This is a genomic window from Inhella proteolytica, assembly GCF_016093275.1.
In the GTDB taxonomy this organism is placed as follows: Bacteria; Pseudomonadota; Gammaproteobacteria; order Burkholderiales; family Burkholderiaceae_C; genus Inhella; species Inhella proteolytica.
The window spans coordinates 205,186-219,400 of the sequence record NZ_JAEDAK010000009.1 but is presented as its reverse complement, the minus strand read 5'-3'; the positions used below and the strand labels follow the sequence as shown (position 1 = coordinate 219,400).

Genomic DNA, 14,215 nt, shown 5'->3' with positions numbered 1-14,215 from the left:
CCGCCGCCGCGCCGCAGCCAGGCCGCGCTGCGCCCCTTTGCCATGGGCCTGCCGCCGCAGGACCTGTTCCCTGGTGCGGACTGGGCGCGCCTGCAGCGCCGCCTGTGGCGCCGCTGCGAGCGCGGCGAGCTGCCGCTGGGCTACGGCCCGGCCGAGGGCGAGCCGCGTCTGCGGGCCGCGCTGGCGGCCTGGCTGCGCCACGCCCGCGGCCTGCGCTGCAGCGCCGAACAGGTGCTGATCTCCAGCGGCGCGCAGCAGGCCTTTGCCTTGCTGGGGCTGGCCTTGCCCGGGCCGGGTGAGCCGGTGGCGGTTGAGGCCCCGGGTTACCACGCCAGCTGGGCCGCGCTGCAGCTGGGCGGCGCGCGCCCGGTGGGCGTGCCGGTGGACGGGCGGGGCCTGCGCCCAGCCGCTCTGCAGGCCCTGGGCCCGGGCTGCCGAATGGCCGTCGTCACGCCCTCGCACCAGTGGCCCACCGGTGCCTGCATGGACCTGGAGCGCCGCCTGGCGCTGCTGGAGTGGGCGCAGCGCCAGCGGGCCTGGCTGGTGGAGGACGACTACGCCGGCGAGTACCGTTTCGACGGCCCGCCGCTGCCGGCCCTGAGCAGCCTGGACCGCGAGGGTCGCTGCATCTATGTGGGCAGCTTCTCCAAGCTGCTGCTGCCTGGCCTGCGCCTGGGTTATCTGGTGCTGCCGCCGGCCCTGGTGCCGCTGCTGCAGCGCGTGCGTGCCGCGCTGGACCGCCAGCCGCCGCACTTCGAGCAGGAGGTGCTGGCCGACTTCATCGAACTGGGTCTGCTGGCGCGCCATTTGCGCCGCTGCCGCCGCGCCGCCGCGCAGCGCCGCCAGGCCTTGCTGCAGGCCTGGGCGCGCGCCTTCGGGCCGCGCTGGCCCTTGCAGGCGCCAGCATCGGGCCTGAACGTATACCTGCCGCTGGCCAGCCCGGCCGAGGAAGCCCGGCTGCTGGAACAGGCGCGCGCGGCCGGGCTGACGCTGGGTGGCATCCAGGAGCTGCTGCGCGCCTGCGGCCAACCGGGGGAGCGCGCCGGCCTGGTGCTGGGCTTCGGGGCCAGCACCGAGGCGCAGCTGCGCGCGGCGGTGGCGCGGCTGGCGCAGGCCTGGGTCTAGGCGGCTGCGCGGCCCGTCACGCCGCGGTCACGCCGGGGTGCGCACAGTGGCGGCCATTCGTTCAACGCACCCCGAAAGACGGCCCATGTCACTCCCCATCCCAGGCATGCCCATGCCCTTCCGACGCCTGCGCGGCCCTGCCTGCGCCCTGCTGGTGGCCGCCGCCCTGAGTGCCTGTGGCGGCGGAGGCGCCGGCAGCCCGGCCCCCGAGCCGAACCAGCCGCCCCCCACCAACCCGCCTCCTACCAACCCCCCGCCCGGCAACCCCGCACCACGCGTGCTCAGCTTCCAGGCCGATCGCAGCGAGGTGTTTGTGGGCGGCTCCGTGCTGCTGAAAGCCGAGTTCGAGGGCCAGTACGGCCGCCTGGACCCTGAGGGCAGTGCGCTGCAGTCCGGCCAGAGCCTGCGTGTCGGGCCTTTGGATCGCGAGCGCGAGTTCCGTCTGGTGGTGGGCAGCGCGGGTCGGCAGGACGCCGAAGCCGTGCTGCGTGTGCCGGTGCGATTTCGTGACCGCTATGTGAATCTGCCGCAGCCGCTGCATCTCTCCCAACACGCCGCGCTGCTGGCCGACGATGGCAGCGTGCTGCTCATCGGCGGCTCCCGCGGCGGTGGCGCCCTGAGCGACCGGGTGGACCGCTACGACCCGCAGAGCGGCTCCATCCTGCCCTTTGGCCAGTTGCTCAGTGGACGCGCCGCGCCGGTGGCCACGCGGCTCCCGCAGGGCCAGATCCTCATCACCGGCGGCTTCCTGAGCGGGGCCGACTGGCGCGCCGCCGAGCTGCTGGACGAGCGCACGGGCCAGAGCCAGCCGGCCGGCACGATGAGCACGCCGCGCACCGACCACGCGGCCGCGCCGCTGCCCGGCGGCCGCGTGCTGGTGGCCGGCGGTGTGGTGTCATACGGCGGCAGCGCGCCGGCCATCAGCGCCACGGCCGAGATCTGGGAGCCGGCCACGCGCAGCTTCCGCCGCCTTGCCACCGGCCTGCACAGCGCGCGCACCGGCCACACCATGACGGTGCTGGCCAACGGCAAGATCCTCATCGTCGGTGGCCACAGCGACAACCCCGCGGCCCCGCTGGCCGAGCTGTTCGACCCCGCCACCGAGCGCTTCACCCCGGTGGAGAGCGGCCTGCCGCTGCGCAGCCAGCATGCCGCGCTGATGGGGCCGGATGGCCGCGTGCTGATCCTGGGCGGTGAGCTGGGGGGCGAGAACCCCCAACCCAGCGCCAGCGTGCTGCGCTTTGACCCCGCCAGCGGCCACTTCGCCGAGCTGCCGCCGCTGCGCCAGCCGCGCAGCCAGGTGCGTGGCGCCATGCTGCCCAGCGGCCAGGTGCTGCTATTCGGCGGGCAAACGGCGGCGAACAGCCATGCCTGGAGCGCCGAGCGCTACGACCCCGCGCAGGGTGGGCAGGCCCTCGCCGACCTGGCCGGCGAGCGCGCCGGCCACAGCGTGACGCGCCTGCGCAGCGGCCGCGTGCTGGTGGTGGGTGGCGAAAGTCTGCAGGGCCAGTTCAACGCTACCGTGCAGATCTACGAGTAACGATCCTGGAGGAGAAGCATGGCCGCGCACACAAGACTGCACAACAAGGTGGCGTTGATCACAGGAGCAGCGCGCGGCATCGGGGCGGCGATTGCCGAGGCCTTTGTGCGCGAGGGCGCACGGGTCTGGGTGAGCGACCTCGACGGCCCCGGCGCCCTGGCCTGCGCACAGCGCCTGGGCGCCGCGGCGCTGACGCTGGACGTGCGCCAGGAAGCCGACTGGCAGCACGCCATGGACCAGGTGCTGGCCGCCGCCGGCCGCCTGGACGTGTTGGTGAACAACGCCGGCATCAGCGGCTTGGAGCAGGGCGCCGCGCACGACCCCGAGCACGCCACGCTGGACGACTGGCGCGCCGTGCACGCGGTCAACTCCGACGGCGTGTTCCTCGGCTGCAAGCACGGCATCCGCGCCATGCGCCACAGCCGCGCGGCGTCCATCATCAACATCAGCTCGCGCTCTGGCCTGGTGGGCATTCCCATGGCGGCCGCCTACGCCGCCAGCAAGGCCGCGGTGCGCAACCACACCAAGAGCGTGGCGCTGTACTGTGCGCAGCAGGGGCTGCCGATCCGCTGCAACAGCATCCACCCGGCGGCCATCCTCACGCCCATGTGGGAGCCCATGCTGGGCGAAGGCCCCGAGCGCGCCGCGCGCATGGCCGCCTTCACGGCCGACTGCCCGCTGCGCCGCTTCGGCACGCCCGAGGAGGTGGCCGCCGTGGCCCTGCTGCTGGCCAGCGACGAAAGCGCCTACATGACCGGCACCGAGTTGCATGTGGACGGCGGCATCCTGGCCGGCGCCGTGGTCACCCCGCAAGCGGCGGAGGAGGCCTGATGCGCGCCCGTGCCCATGCCTTTCTCGCGGCCTCGCTCGACGGCTTCATCGCCCGGCCCGATGGGGGCCTGGACTGGCTGCTGCAACGCCATGCCCAGGCCCCCGCGGGTGAGGACTTCGGCTATGCCGAGTTCTTCGCCCGCATGGACGCCCTGGTGATGGGCCGCGGCAGCTACGAGGCGGTGCAGGGCTTCGACCCCTGGCCCTATGGCGACAAGCCGGTCTGGGTCTGCTCCCGCACGCCCCTGCAACTGCTGCCCGGCAAGCCGCTGCAGCAAAGCACCGAACCCCTGGCTGCGCTGCTGCAGAACTTGGGCGGGCAGGGCGTGCGCCAGGTCTATCTGGACGGCGGCCAGCTGGTGCACAGCGCGCTGCGCGAGGGCCTGCTGGACAGCTTGACGCTCACCGTGATCCCGGTGCTGCTGGGCCAGGGCCGCTCGCTCTGGGGCGCGCTGCCGGCCGATGTGGGCCTGCAGCTGGAAGCGGCCACGCCCTACTCCGATTGCGGCTTCGTGCAGCTTCGCTACCGCGTCAACGCGGCCCTCAACGACCCCGTTGCGGGCGGCCACTGAAGAGAACCGACGATGACACGAATCCTTTCCCTGGCCACCGCAGCCACCGCTTGCGTGCTGCTGAGCGCCTGCAGTGGCCTGGTGCGCGAAGCGCGCATGCAACTGCCGCCTGAGCTGAGCGCGTCGGGTGCCGAAACCCTGGGCCCAGTGGGCGCGGGCCGACGCGGCGAGTTCAAGCTGGACGGTGCGCCGCTGCGCTACGAGCGCGAGTCCTCCACCTGGCAGCTGTTCGACCGCGCGCTCGAGTTCGGCAGCGCCCCGCTGCGCTTTGAGTGGCAGCGCGCCAGCGGCCCGCGCCGCGCCAGTTGCACGGCGCGCCGCCATGAGCTGCAGGCCGGCGTGCTGGCGGTGGAGCTGCGCCCCTTCCAGTTGCGGTGTGAATGGGATGGTGGGGAAGCCGGTGAGGGCGGCCGTGCCCAGCTGAGCCTGAGCGAACGCCGCGTGCGCGCCACCCTGGATCAGCGCGAGGGCGAGTACCAGCAGGGCCAGCTGCGATTGCAAATCAGCTCGGTCCATCAATACGAGGGCAGCACGCTGCCCAGCCAGCGCCCGCTGGGTTACGTCATGCGCGTGGAGGGCCGCGTGGTCGGCGCGCTGGACCTGGTGGGTGGCACCCCGCGCCTGTGGCGCCCCGACCGCGCCAGCGCCCCGGCCGTCACCGAGGCGGCAACCGCCCTGGCCCTGCTGTGGGAGCCCGGGAGTGAGCGCTGAACGATCGAATGATGCCGATGCGAACTTCCTCGTGGACCCTTCGACCGGTAGGCCCCGGTGATGCAGGCCAGGTGGCCGCGCACGGCTGCCATCTCGATGCCGACGCCGAGCGCCGCCCGCTTTACGCGGCGTGGGTCGGTCCTCGCATCTTCTCGGGGACCTACCTGGGCTGGTTCGCTGTGGAGGGCGAGACGGTGCTGGGCGGCGCTGGCGCGGTGTTGTTGGACTGGGGGCCGACACGGGCGAATCCTGGTGGGGTCATGGCCCGCATCGTGAACGTCTTCACCACCGAGTCGCATCGTGGCAAGGGCATCGCGCGGCAGCTCCTGCAGGCTGTCTTGGCGGACTGCGAGGCACGGGGTGTGCGTGAGTTCAACCTCGGCGCCTCCGCGGCCGGACGAGGCATCTACCGAGGCTTGGGCTTTGAACCGTACGAAGCGGAGATGCGCCGGCGTTGCGCCTCCGTTGGAGACGCTTCGGTGCCGCGTTGACGGAAATCCCAGGCAGCATGGCGGTCATGTCGATGACCCTGTTTGCCGCCCTGCGGTGCGCCGGCCTGTTGCTGCTGGCCCTGGCTGGCGCCCCGGCGCCCGCCGCCCCCGCTCCCCAAGACACCCTGGCCCAGCGCCTGCAGGCCTGCACCGTCTGCCACGGCGCCGAGGGCCGTGCCACGCCCCAGGGCTACCACCCGCGCTTGGCGGGCAAGCCGGCCGATTACCTCTACCAGCAGCTGCTCGCTTTCCGGGATGGCCGCCGCCCCAACGCGGTGATGGCCGGCCTGATGGCGCCGCTCAGCGACGCCTACCTGCGCGAGATCGCCGCCTACTTCGCGACGCTGGACTTGCCCTATCCCCCGCCGGCCCGGCCGGCGGCCAGCCCGGCGCAGCTGCGCCGCGGTGAGCAGCTGGTGCGCCAGGGCGACAAGGCGCGCGGCCTGCCCGCCTGCGCGGCCTGTCACGGGGCGGGCCTGGGCGGGCGCCTGCCCGGCATCCCGGGCCTGCTGGGCCTGCCGCCGGACTACCTGCTTGGCCAGCTGGGTGCCTGGCGCGTGGGCCAGCGCCGCGCCCAGGACCCCGATTGCATGGCCGAGCTGGCACGCCGCCTGAGCCCCGAGGACGTGGCCGCCGTGACGCGCTGGATCGCCCACCAGCCGGTGCCCCCCGGCCTGCAGCCCGAAGCCCCGGCGCCCCTGCCCGAGCCCTGCGGAGCCGCGCCATGAAGCGCGCCTTGCGACGAAGCCTGGCCCTGCTGCTGCTGGGGCTCGTGATGTTTGCCGCTTGGGTGGCGTGGATGAACCGCAGCCCGGCCTCTGCTCTGGCCCAAGCCCTCTCCAGCACACCGGCCCTGATCGAGCGCGGCGCCTACCTGGCCCGCGCCGGCAATTGCGTGGCCTGCCACACGGCGCGCGGCGGCCAGCTCTACACGGGCGGGCGCGGCATCGAGACGCCCTTTGGCACCGTCTTTGCGGGCAACCTCACGCCCGCGCCGCGCACCGGCCTGGGCGGCTGGAGCGCCGAAGACTTCTGGCAGGCCCTGCACCACGGTCGCGGGCGCGACGGCCGGCTGCTCAACCCTGCCTTCCCCTATACGGCCTTCACCAAGGTCAGCCGGGCCGACAGCGACGCACTGTTTGCCTTCCTGCAAAGCCTGCCGGCGCAGGAGCGCGAGCGCCCGCCGCACGCACTGCGCTTTCCCTACAACCAGCCCTGGGCCCTGGCCGTGTGGCGCGCGCTGCATTTCCGGCCCGGTGAGTTTCTCGCCGAGCCCGCGCGGGATGCGGCCTGGAACCGTGGCGCCTACCTGGTGCAGGGCCTGGGCCACTGCGCCAGCTGCCACGCGCCGCGCAACGCGCTGGGCGGCAGCCTGGCCGACGCGGCGCTGGGCGGCGGCCTGATGCCGGTGAGCGGCTGGTACGCCCCAGCCCTGGGCGGCGCGCGTGAAGCCGCCGAGCTGCCCGGCCTGCTGCGCAGCGGCCAGTCCGTTCGCGGCGCCGCCCTGGGGCCGATGGCCGAGGTGGTGCTGCACAGCACCCAGTACCTGAGTGAGGCCGATCTGCAGGCCATGGCCGCCTACCTGGGCAGCCTGCCCGAGCCCGCAGCGGTGGAGGGCCTGCCCGACCGGCAACCCGCCCAGCAGGCCGGCCGCGCCAGCCTGGGCGCGCGGCTCTACACCCAGCACTGCGCCGTCTGCCATGGCGAGCAGGGCGACGGCCAGGGCCTCTACCCGCCGCTGGCCGACAACCGCACCCTCGCCCTGCCCAGCCCCGCCAACCTCGTCAAGGCCATTCGCCAGGGTGGCTTCGGCGCCTCCACCGCCCCCAACCCGCGCCCCTTCGGCATGCCGCCCTTCGGCCATGTGCTGAGTGAAGCCGAGATCGCCGCCGTGGCCACCCATGTGCGCCTGCGCTGGGGGCAGGGCGCGGGCGGGGTGAGCGAACTGCAGGTGCTGCAGACCCCCTGAATCGGGCCACTGGCACGGTGCTTGCACTGTGGGGACATGGCCACTCCCATGCCCCCTGCCGCCGCCCTGCGCGTGCTGCTGATCGACGACGGCGCACACCGCGTGCGCCTGGTCGCCGAGGCATTGATCCTGCAGGGCCACCAGGTGGTGGGCGTGCTGGACGAGGCCACGCGCATCCAGGCCGCGGTGGAGGAACTGCGGCCCGATGTGGTGATCGTGGACGCCGAATCCCCCAGCCGCGACACGCTGGAGCACCTGGCCCTGATGCTGGAGCGCGCGCCGCGCCCGGTGGTGATGCTGGCCGACGATGCCGCCTCGCAGACCATCCGCGCCGCGCTTCGCGCTGGCGTGAGCGCCTATGGCGTGCCCGAGCTGCAGCCCGAGCGCCTGGCTGCCGTGCTGGCGGTGGCGCAGGAGCGCTTTGCGCAGGACCGCAGCCTGCGCGAAGAGCTGAGTGCCGCCCAGCTGGAGCTGGCCACGCGCAAGCAGATCGAGCGCGCCAAGGGCCTCTTGATGCAGGAGCAGGGCCTGAGCGAGGACGCCGCCTACAAGCGCCTGCGCAAGCTGGCCATGGACCGTGGCGAAAGCCTCGCCAAGGTGGCCGAACGCGTCATTGCCGCGGCCGAATTGCTAAGAGGGTGAGTGGAAATCGTTCATGCCCGCCCTGGCCCTCAGAAGCGCCGCACTCGGCGTTGCAAGTGCTCGTTGTAGCCCGAGCGACAGCTGCGCTTTGCGCCTTGATTGCGCCACTTCTGGCGGCCCGTTCGGGCACGCCCGATCCCTCTCAGCCTCTCATCCTCTCGCGGCTGAGCACCAAGCCGGCGCAGGGTTGACCCATCACGGTGCAGGCATGCGCCATTCCGGGGGCAGGCCGGCCTGCCACGCGGCCACCTGCTCCTTCAGCCAGGCGTGCAGACGGCGCAACGGCTCCCGCCGCGCCGGGTCGCCGTCACGCGGCGTCACCCACCACAGCGCCCAAGGGTTGGGGATCGGTGCCCCCACGGCGCGCAGGCGGCCTTGGCGCAGCAGCTCGCTCACCAGGCTGAGCCGCACCAGGGCCAGGCCGCGCCCTTCCAGGGCGGCCGCCAGCACGCTCATCAGGTCGTCCACCGCCAGGGCCCCGGAGCCCGCCGGCACTTGCGGGCTCCAGAGCGACCAAGGCACGGTGGAGCAATGCAACAGGGCCGGCGGCTGGCGTGCCGGCAATTCGCCCGCCCGCAGCCACAGGCGCGGCGCCAGCTGCGGCGCGGCCACGGGCAGCAGCGCTTCCTGCATCAGCAGCTGGGCGCGGCAGCCGCGCCAGCGCCCCGGCCCCATGCGGATGGCCGCCGCCATGCCGCGCGCCGCCAGATCCACCGGCTCGCGGCCGCTGTGCAGGTGCAGCTCCAGTTCCGGGTGACGCGCCTCCAGATCGGGCAGGCGCGGCATCAGCCATTGCTGCAAGAAGCTGGGCAGCACCGAGATCGTCAGCGCCCCGGCAGGCCCGGCGCGGCGCCGGCTCTGCGCGCAGGCACGCTCCAGCAGGGCCAGGCCCTGCAGCACGCCGGGCAGCAGCTGCGCACCTGCGGCGGTGAGCACCAGCCCACGCCCCTCGCGGCGCAGCAGGGCCACGCCGCCCAGGTGCTCGCTCAGGGTCTTGATCTGCATCGACACCGCCGAGGGACTGACATGCAGGGCCTCGGCCGCGGCCGCCATCGATTGCGTGCGCGCCACCGCCGCGAACACGCGCAGGGCGTTGAGCGGCAGGCGCTGCAGGCTGGGGGTCTCCATGCGTCAGATTTTCAGATGGGTTGATCAGGGGCCTGCATCCCATGTTGTCCTGGGTGGCGGCAGCATGGCGGGCATGGAAACCCTGCAATTTTTCTATTCGCCCGGCGCCTGCTCGCTGGCCCTGCATGTGGCGCTGGAGCAGTCCGGCCTGGCCTTCGAGCCGGTGTGCAAGCGCATTGCGCAGGGCGAGCACCTGGACCCGGCCTACCGCCAGATCCACCCGCAGGCCCGCGTGCCGGCGCTGTGGGTGGGCGGCGAGTCGTTGACCGAGCTGCCGGCCCTGCTGGTCTATGTGGCGCAGCGCGCGCCCGCGGCCCGGTTGCTGCCGGACGAGCCCTTGGCACAGGCGCGCGTGCTGGGCCTGCTGGCCTGGCTCAGCAGCACGCTGCACATCGCCTTTGCGCACCTGTGGCGCGGCGAACGCTTCGCCACCGAGCCCGAGGTCTGGAAGCACCTGGAGCAGGTGGCCCGGGCCCAGCTGCCGGGCCTGTTCGAGGAGCTGGACGCGCGCCTGCCGCCCCAAGGCTGGGTGGGCGGCGCGCAGCCGGGCATTGGCGACTTCGCCGTCCTGCCCTTCGCCCGTTGGGCCCTGCGCCTGGGCGTGCCCATCGGCCCGCGCCTGCAGGCCCTGCTGGCGGCGGCCGCCGAACTGCCGGCGGTGCAGCGCGCGCTGGCGCGTGAAGGGCTCGAAAGCCTCACGCCGGCCCCACTCTGAGGCAGCGCCGCACCAAGCTGGCGCGTCCCCGGCCCCCGCAGGCCACAGCCTGGGGCAGCGCCCCGGCAAAAAAGCTGGCACGGCTCCTGCAATAGACAGGACGTCACCCGCAACGGGGCGGGTGGCAGGAATCAAGGGACCGCAAGGCCCCGGCATTCCTAAGCTGTGTTGGACAAGGGCGTCCAGCTGACAGCTGGCCGCCTGGATTGGTCTCCTGAGGCGGGCAGAGGTTGGCTGTGACGCCCTCTTTTTTTGCCTTGGAGCCACCGATGAGCGATGACCCCCTGAACACCTCCCGCCGCAGCCTGTTGGGCGCCGGCGCCGCCGCCGCCGCCAGCAGCGTGCTGCCGCGCGCCTGGGCCGCCGGCTCGGACAAGCCCGAGAAGGAAGAGGTGCGCATCGGCTTCATTCCGCTGACCGACTGCGCGTCGGTGGTGATGGCCTCGGTGCTGGGCTTCGACAAGAAGTACGGCATCAAGATCGTGCCGACCAAGGAAGCCAGTTGGGCCGGCGTGCGCGACAAGCTGGTCAACGGCGAACTGGACTGCGCCCATGTGCTCTACGGCCTGATGTACGGCGTGCACCTCGGCGTGGGCGGGCCCAAGAAGGACATGGCGGTGCTGATGACGCTGAACCGCAATGGCCAGGCCCTGACCCTGTCGAAGAAGCTGGCCGAGCAGGGCGCGGTGGATGGCGCCGGCCTGGCCAAGTTGATGGCCAAGGACAAGCGCGAGTACACCTTCGCGCAGACCTTTCCCACCGGCACCCACGCCATGTGGCTGTACTACTGGCTGGCCGCGCATGGCGTGCACCCGCTGAAGGACGCCAAAGTCATCACCGTGCCGCCGCCGCAGATGGTGGCGAACATGCGCGTCGGCAATATGGACGGCTTCTGCGTGGGCGAGCCCTGGAACCACCGCGCCATCATCGACGGCATCGGCATCACCGCCTCCACCACCCAGGAGGTCTGGCCCGAGCACCCCGAGAAGGTGCTGGGCACCACGGCCGAGTTCGTCAAGAAGTACCCCAACACCGCCCGCGCGGTGGTGATGGCGGTGCTGGAGGCCGGCCGCTGGATCGACGCCGGTCTCATCAACAAGAACAAGATGGCGGAGACGATTGCCGAGAAGGCCTACGTCAACACCAGCGTCGATGCCATCAACCAGCGCATCCTGGGCCGCTACCAGAACGGCCTGGGCAAGACCTGGGACGACCCGCGCCACATGAAGTTCTTCGACGACGGCGCCGTCAACTACCCCTACCTCAGCGACGGCATGTGGTTCCTGACCCAGCACAAGCGCTGGGGCCTGCTGAAGAGCCACCCCGACTACCTGGCCGTGGCCAAGCAGGTGAACCAGACCGAGCTCTACAAGCAGGCCGCCGCGCAGCTCAAGATCTCGGTGCCCAAGAGCGACTTCCGCACCAGCAAGCTGATCGACGGCGTGAGCTGGGACGGCAAGGACCCGGCCAAGTACGCCGACAGCTTTGCCCTCAAGGTCTGAAGGAGAACGCCATGGTTGCCGCCGTCTTCCACCAGGCCGAGGCCATCGCGCCTGCCGCGCCGACTCCCGTCATGCCTGCCGCACCCGCACGGGCGCCCAAGGCGCCCCGCACGGCGCGCGCGCCCTGGCTGCGCCGCGCGCTGCTGCCCGTCTTCGCCCCCCTGCTGGGCCTGGCCCTGCTGGTGGGCGTGTGGGCGCTGCTCACCCAAAAGGGTGGCCCCTTTCCCACACCCTCGGCCACCTTCGATGCCGCCGCGCAGCTGTTCGCCGACCCCTTCTACCGCAACGGGCCGAATGACCAGGGCATTGGTTGGAACATCCTGAACAGCCTGCAGCGCGTGGGCCTGGGCTTTGGCCTGGCGGCGCTGGTGGGCATTCCGCTGGGCTTCCTGATCGGCCGCTTCAGCTTCCTGGCGGCCATGCTGAACCCCCTGGTGAGCTTGCTGCGCCCGGTCTCGCCGCTGGCCTGGCTGCCCATCGGCCTGCTGGTGTTCAAGAGCGCCAACCCGGCAGCCATCTGGACCATCTTCATCTGCTCCATCTGGCCCATGATCCTCAACACCGCCCAGGGCGTGCAGCGCGTGCCGCAGGACTACCTGAACGTCGCCCGCGTGCTGAACCTCTCCGAGTGGAAGCTCATCACGCGCATCCTCTTCCCCGCTGTGCTGCCCTATCTGCTGACGGGGGTGCGCCTGAGCGTGGGCACCGCCTGGCTGGTGATCGTCGCGGCCGAGATGCTGACCGGCGGCGTGGGCATCGGCTTCTGGGTCTGGGACGAGTGGAACAACCTCAACGTCGCCCACATCCTGATCGCCATCTTCGTCATCGGCTTTGTGGGCCTGCTGCTCGAACAGCTGCTGCTCCTGCTCGCCCGAAAGGTTTCCCATGATTGAGATCCAACACGTGGACATGGTGTTCGACACGAACCGCGGGCGCTTCCATGCGCTGCAGGACGTGAGCCTGAACATCCGCCGTGGCGAATTCATGAGCCTGATCGGCCACAGCGGCTGCGGCAAGAGCACGCTGCTCAACCTGATCGCCGGCCTGCTCAAGCCCACGAGCGGGGCGCTGATCTGCGACAAGCGCGAGATCGATCGCCCCGGCCCCGAGCGCGCGGTGGTGTTCCAGAACCACTCGCTGCTGCCCTGGCTGAGCTGCTTCGAGAACGTGCTGCTGGCGGTGGAAACCGTGTTCGGCAAGCGCGAAAGCCGCAGCCAGCTGCGCGAGCGCACCCAGGCCGCGCTGGAGCTGGTGGGCATGGCACACGCCGCGGGCAAACGCCCTGCGGAGATCAGCGGCGGCATGAAGCAGCGGGTGGGCATTGCCCGTGCCCTGGCCATGGAGCCCAAGGTGCTGCTGATGGACGAGCCCTTCGGCGCGCTGGACGCGCTGACGCGCGCCAAGCTGCAGGACGAGTTGCTCGCCATCGTGGCCCGCACCGGCTCCACCGTGGTGATGGTCACGCACGATGTCGACGAGGCGGTGCTGCTGTCGGACCGCATCGTCATGATGACCAACGGGCCGGCGGCGACGATCGGCGAGGTGCTGAGCGTGGACCTGCCGCGCCCGCGCGACCGCGTGGCCCTGGCCGAGGATGCCCGCTACATGCAGGCGCGCAAGGCGGTGATCGACTTTCTCTACACCCGCCACAAGGCGGCCGCCTGAGGCCCTGAAAGGACAAAGCCCGGTGGGGCCGGGCTTTGCGCTGCAGGCGGGAGGACCCCGGTGGGCGCGCGGCTCGAGTGCGCGCCCCGGGCCGCCTTCAGGTCTTGGTGCTCTGGCTGCTCTTGGCGATCAGCAAGGCATTGGGCTTGGTGGGGTTCGTCTCGGTCTGCTTGCTGAGCAAGCTGGCACCGACAAAGGCCAGACCCACCAAGGCCAGTGCGGCCAGCAGATCACTCAGCAGGGGCGGCAGGCGCAGGTTCATGGTGGGGTCTCCGGTGAGAGAAGCGATGACTGGACTGTGCGCTGCCGGCCGGCGCGGCGCGAGCCGGCTGCGACGAACTGCGGTTTGCGGCGGGCGAATGGCTCGTTGCGCCGCTCAGAGGTGAAAGCCCGGCGACGCCGGGCTGAAAGCAAACAGCCCGGCGGTGCCGGGCTGTTTGAGGTATCGCGGAACGCTGCGGGGATCAGCAGACCGCTGTACCTGAAGGCGCGCAATTTGCGGCGGCCACGCGTTCGGCCTGCTCCGCCCGCTTGGCGGTGATCACCACGGTGGGCAGCTGGTGCACCACCTGGTGGGCACGCGGCACCACCACTTCCACCGGCGGCAGCACCGTCACCGCATGCAGCTCTTCATGCAGCGGGGCCGGGGCGTAGGTGGCGAGGGCGGCGGCGCTGGCGAAGGTCAGGCCGGCCATCGTGACGAAGGTCAGGACATCGGCGAGGCGGGAAGTGGTGCGGCTCATGGTGGGCTCCTTGGGGTTCAGCGTTGCGATGGCTGAACTGTGCGGGATTGCCCTAATCGACACGAGTGGCTTGCGACGACCTGCTGATTTCGGGCCCTGAATCGACGTCCAGCGTTGTGGGCTGCGCTGCCGGCGGTGATTTGTCGCACCTGCGGCCGCTCCTCCTTCGTCCGACTGAGGCCGGAAAGACTTTGTGGCATGACACTGCCATCTGTAACAAAGAGTGGCAGCCTCAAGGTGTCAACAATGGGAAGAAGAATGACGTCGGTCGCGCGGGCCCAAGCGCGCCCGCAGGCTCCGCTTGGCGCGGACAAGCGCAGTCAGAACACTCAGGCCGAAGTCTGGGTGACGGGAAGCCAGGAGCAAGGTTGGTTGACCTGGCCTGCTCAGGCGGTGCAGGGCGGGCGGCCCGTGCGCTTTGAGTTGTGCCTGAACCCCGACCAGGACGGTTATGTGCTCAGCTACCGATCCGAGGACGGTGAGCTCAGTGGCGACACCTGGCATCGCAGCGAAGCCGAGGCCCGCAGCGTGGCAGAGCAGGACTTCAATGTGCGTAGCGAGGCCTGGCGACACGTCTGAGC

At 71.6% G+C, this 14,215-nt stretch carries 17 protein-coding genes; 14 read left to right on the top strand and 3 right to left on the bottom strand.

Going from position 1 to position 14,215, the window contains the following annotated elements:
• From I7X39_RS14465 to I7X39_RS14425, 9 genes are all read left to right on the top strand, one after another.
• A partial coding sequence (locus I7X39_RS14465; protein WP_198111873.1) for an aminotransferase-like domain-containing protein occupies positions 1-1,125 on the top strand: 1,125 nt, incomplete at its 5' end.
• 85 nt (positions 1,126-1,210) lie between these two features.
• Complete coding sequence (locus I7X39_RS14460; RefSeq protein WP_198111872.1) at positions 1,211-2,665, top strand: Kelch repeat-containing protein; 1,455 nt, start codon at positions 1,211-1,213, stop codon at positions 2,663-2,665.
• 18 nt (positions 2,666-2,683) lie between these two features.
• A complete protein-coding gene (locus I7X39_RS14455) occupies positions 2,684-3,496 on the top strand; it encodes an SDR family oxidoreductase (protein ID WP_198111871.1) in 813 nt (270 codons plus the stop codon).
• The gene (locus tag I7X39_RS14450; protein WP_198111870.1) at positions 3,496-4,068 is read left to right on the top strand and encodes a dihydrofolate reductase family protein; all 573 of its coding nucleotides are present in this window, start codon (positions 3,496-3,498) and stop codon (positions 4,066-4,068) included. The genes I7X39_RS14455 and I7X39_RS14450 overlap by 1 nt, the downstream gene beginning before the upstream one ends.
• A 12-nt stretch (positions 4,069-4,080) precedes the next feature.
• Positions 4,081-4,779, top strand: coding sequence for a hypothetical protein (locus tag I7X39_RS14445; RefSeq protein WP_198111869.1), 699 nt, complete (start codon positions 4,081-4,083; stop codon positions 4,777-4,779).
• Positions 4,780-4,850: 71 nt separating this feature from the next.
• Positions 4,851-5,270, top strand: coding sequence for a GNAT family N-acetyltransferase (locus tag I7X39_RS14440; protein WP_198111868.1), 420 nt, complete (start codon positions 4,851-4,853; stop codon positions 5,268-5,270).
• A gap of 26 nt (positions 5,271-5,296) precedes the next feature.
• Positions 5,297-5,998 (top strand): c-type cytochrome, encoded by a 702-nt coding sequence (locus I7X39_RS14435; RefSeq protein ID WP_375140791.1) that lies wholly within the window; start codon positions 5,297-5,299, stop codon positions 5,996-5,998.
• Positions 5,995-7,239, top strand: a complete 1,245-nt coding sequence (locus tag I7X39_RS14430) for a c-type cytochrome (protein ID WP_198111867.1) — start codon at positions 5,995-5,997, stop codon at positions 7,237-7,239. The genes I7X39_RS14435 and I7X39_RS14430 overlap by 4 nt, the downstream gene beginning before the upstream one ends.
• A gap of 48 nt (positions 7,240-7,287) precedes the next feature.
• The gene (locus tag I7X39_RS14425; RefSeq protein WP_198111866.1) at positions 7,288-7,881 is read left to right on the top strand and encodes an ANTAR domain-containing response regulator; all 594 of its coding nucleotides are present in this window, start codon (positions 7,288-7,290) and stop codon (positions 7,879-7,881) included.
• Between the two features lie 195 nt (positions 7,882-8,076).
• Here the strand turns inward: I7X39_RS14425 and I7X39_RS14420 are convergent, their stop codons facing one another.
• The gene (locus tag I7X39_RS14420; RefSeq protein WP_198111865.1) at positions 8,077-9,009 is read right to left on the bottom strand and encodes a LysR substrate-binding domain-containing protein; all 933 of its coding nucleotides are present in this window, start codon (positions 9,007-9,009) and stop codon (positions 8,077-8,079) included.
• A 73-nt stretch (positions 9,010-9,082) separates the two neighbouring features.
• Here I7X39_RS14420 and I7X39_RS14415 point away from each other — a divergent pair, with 73 nt between their 5' ends.
• From I7X39_RS14415 to I7X39_RS14400, 4 genes are all read left to right on the top strand, one after another.
• Positions 9,083-9,724, top strand: a complete 642-nt coding sequence (locus I7X39_RS14415) for a glutathione S-transferase family protein (RefSeq protein WP_198111864.1) — start codon at positions 9,083-9,085, stop codon at positions 9,722-9,724.
• A gap of 269 nt (positions 9,725-9,993) precedes the next feature.
• Positions 9,994-11,226 carry a CmpA/NrtA family ABC transporter substrate-binding protein gene (locus I7X39_RS14410; protein ID WP_198111863.1) on the top strand — a complete coding sequence of 411 codons (1,233 nt, stop codon included), beginning with the start codon at positions 9,994-9,996 and terminating at the stop codon, positions 11,224-11,226.
• Between the two features lie 11 nt (positions 11,227-11,237).
• On the top strand, positions 11,238-12,119 hold the full coding sequence (ntrB, locus tag I7X39_RS14405) for a nitrate ABC transporter permease (RefSeq protein ID WP_198111862.1): 882 nt from the start codon (positions 11,238-11,240) through the stop codon (positions 12,117-12,119).
• Positions 12,112-12,891 carry an ABC transporter ATP-binding protein gene (locus I7X39_RS14400; RefSeq protein ID WP_232351958.1) on the top strand — a complete coding sequence of 260 codons (780 nt, stop codon included), beginning with the start codon at positions 12,112-12,114 and terminating at the stop codon, positions 12,889-12,891. Before ntrB ends, I7X39_RS14400 begins: the two co-directional genes overlap by 8 nt.
• 97 nt (positions 12,892-12,988) lie before the next feature.
• Here I7X39_RS14400 and I7X39_RS14395 read toward each other — a convergent pair whose 3' ends face one another.
• Positions 12,989-13,153: a hypothetical protein gene (locus tag I7X39_RS14395; protein WP_198111861.1), complete on the bottom strand. Its 165-nt coding sequence runs from the start codon at positions 13,151-13,153 to the stop codon at positions 12,989-12,991.
• Positions 13,154-13,355: 202 nt separating this feature from the next.
• A complete protein-coding gene (locus I7X39_RS14390) occupies positions 13,356-13,634 on the bottom strand; it encodes a hypothetical protein (protein ID WP_198111860.1) in 279 nt (92 codons plus the stop codon).
• Positions 13,635-14,006: 372 nt separating this feature from the next.
• On the opposite strand from I7X39_RS14390, the gene I7X39_RS14385 reads away from it, so the two are divergent.
• The gene (locus I7X39_RS14385; protein ID WP_198111859.1) at positions 14,007-14,213 is read left to right on the top strand and encodes a hypothetical protein; all 207 of its coding nucleotides are present in this window, start codon (positions 14,007-14,009) and stop codon (positions 14,211-14,213) included.
• Positions 14,214-14,215: the final 2 nt, after the last annotated feature.

Coding starts and splice junctions, on each gene's coding strand:
- I7X39_RS14460 (WP_198111872.1), top strand. CDS start 1,211: ATGTCACTCCCCATCCCAGGCATGCCCATGCCCTTCCGACGCCTGCGC.
- I7X39_RS14455 (WP_198111871.1), top strand. CDS start 2,684: ATGGCCGCGCACACAAGACTGCACAACAAGGTGGCGTTGATCACAGGA.
- I7X39_RS14450 (WP_198111870.1), top strand. CDS start 3,496: ATGCGCGCCCGTGCCCATGCCTTTCTCGCGGCCTCGCTCGACGGCTTC.
- I7X39_RS14445 (WP_198111869.1), top strand. CDS start 4,081: ATGACACGAATCCTTTCCCTGGCCACCGCAGCCACCGCTTGCGTGCTG.
- I7X39_RS14435 (WP_375140791.1), top strand. CDS start 5,297: ATGTCGATGACCCTGTTTGCCGCCCTGCGGTGCGCCGGCCTGTTGCTG.
- I7X39_RS14430 (WP_198111867.1), top strand. CDS start 5,995: ATGAAGCGCGCCTTGCGACGAAGCCTGGCCCTGCTGCTGCTGGGGCTC.
- I7X39_RS14425 (WP_198111866.1), top strand. CDS start 7,288: ATGCCCCCTGCCGCCGCCCTGCGCGTGCTGCTGATCGACGACGGCGCA.
- I7X39_RS14420 (WP_198111865.1), bottom strand. CDS start 9,009: ATGGAGACCCCCAGCCTGCAGCGCCTGCCGCTCAACGCCCTGCGCGTG.
- I7X39_RS14415 (WP_198111864.1), top strand. CDS start 9,083: ATGGAAACCCTGCAATTTTTCTATTCGCCCGGCGCCTGCTCGCTGGCC.
- I7X39_RS14410 (WP_198111863.1), top strand. CDS start 9,994: ATGAGCGATGACCCCCTGAACACCTCCCGCCGCAGCCTGTTGGGCGCC.
- ntrB (WP_198111862.1), top strand. CDS start 11,238: ATGGTTGCCGCCGTCTTCCACCAGGCCGAGGCCATCGCGCCTGCCGCG.
- I7X39_RS14400 (WP_232351958.1), top strand. CDS start 12,112: ATGATTGAGATCCAACACGTGGACATGGTGTTCGACACGAACCGCGGG.
- I7X39_RS14395 (WP_198111861.1), bottom strand. CDS start 13,153: ATGAACCTGCGCCTGCCGCCCCTGCTGAGTGATCTGCTGGCCGCACTG.
- I7X39_RS14390 (WP_198111860.1), bottom strand. CDS start 13,634: ATGAGCCGCACCACTTCCCGCCTCGCCGATGTCCTGACCTTCGTCACG.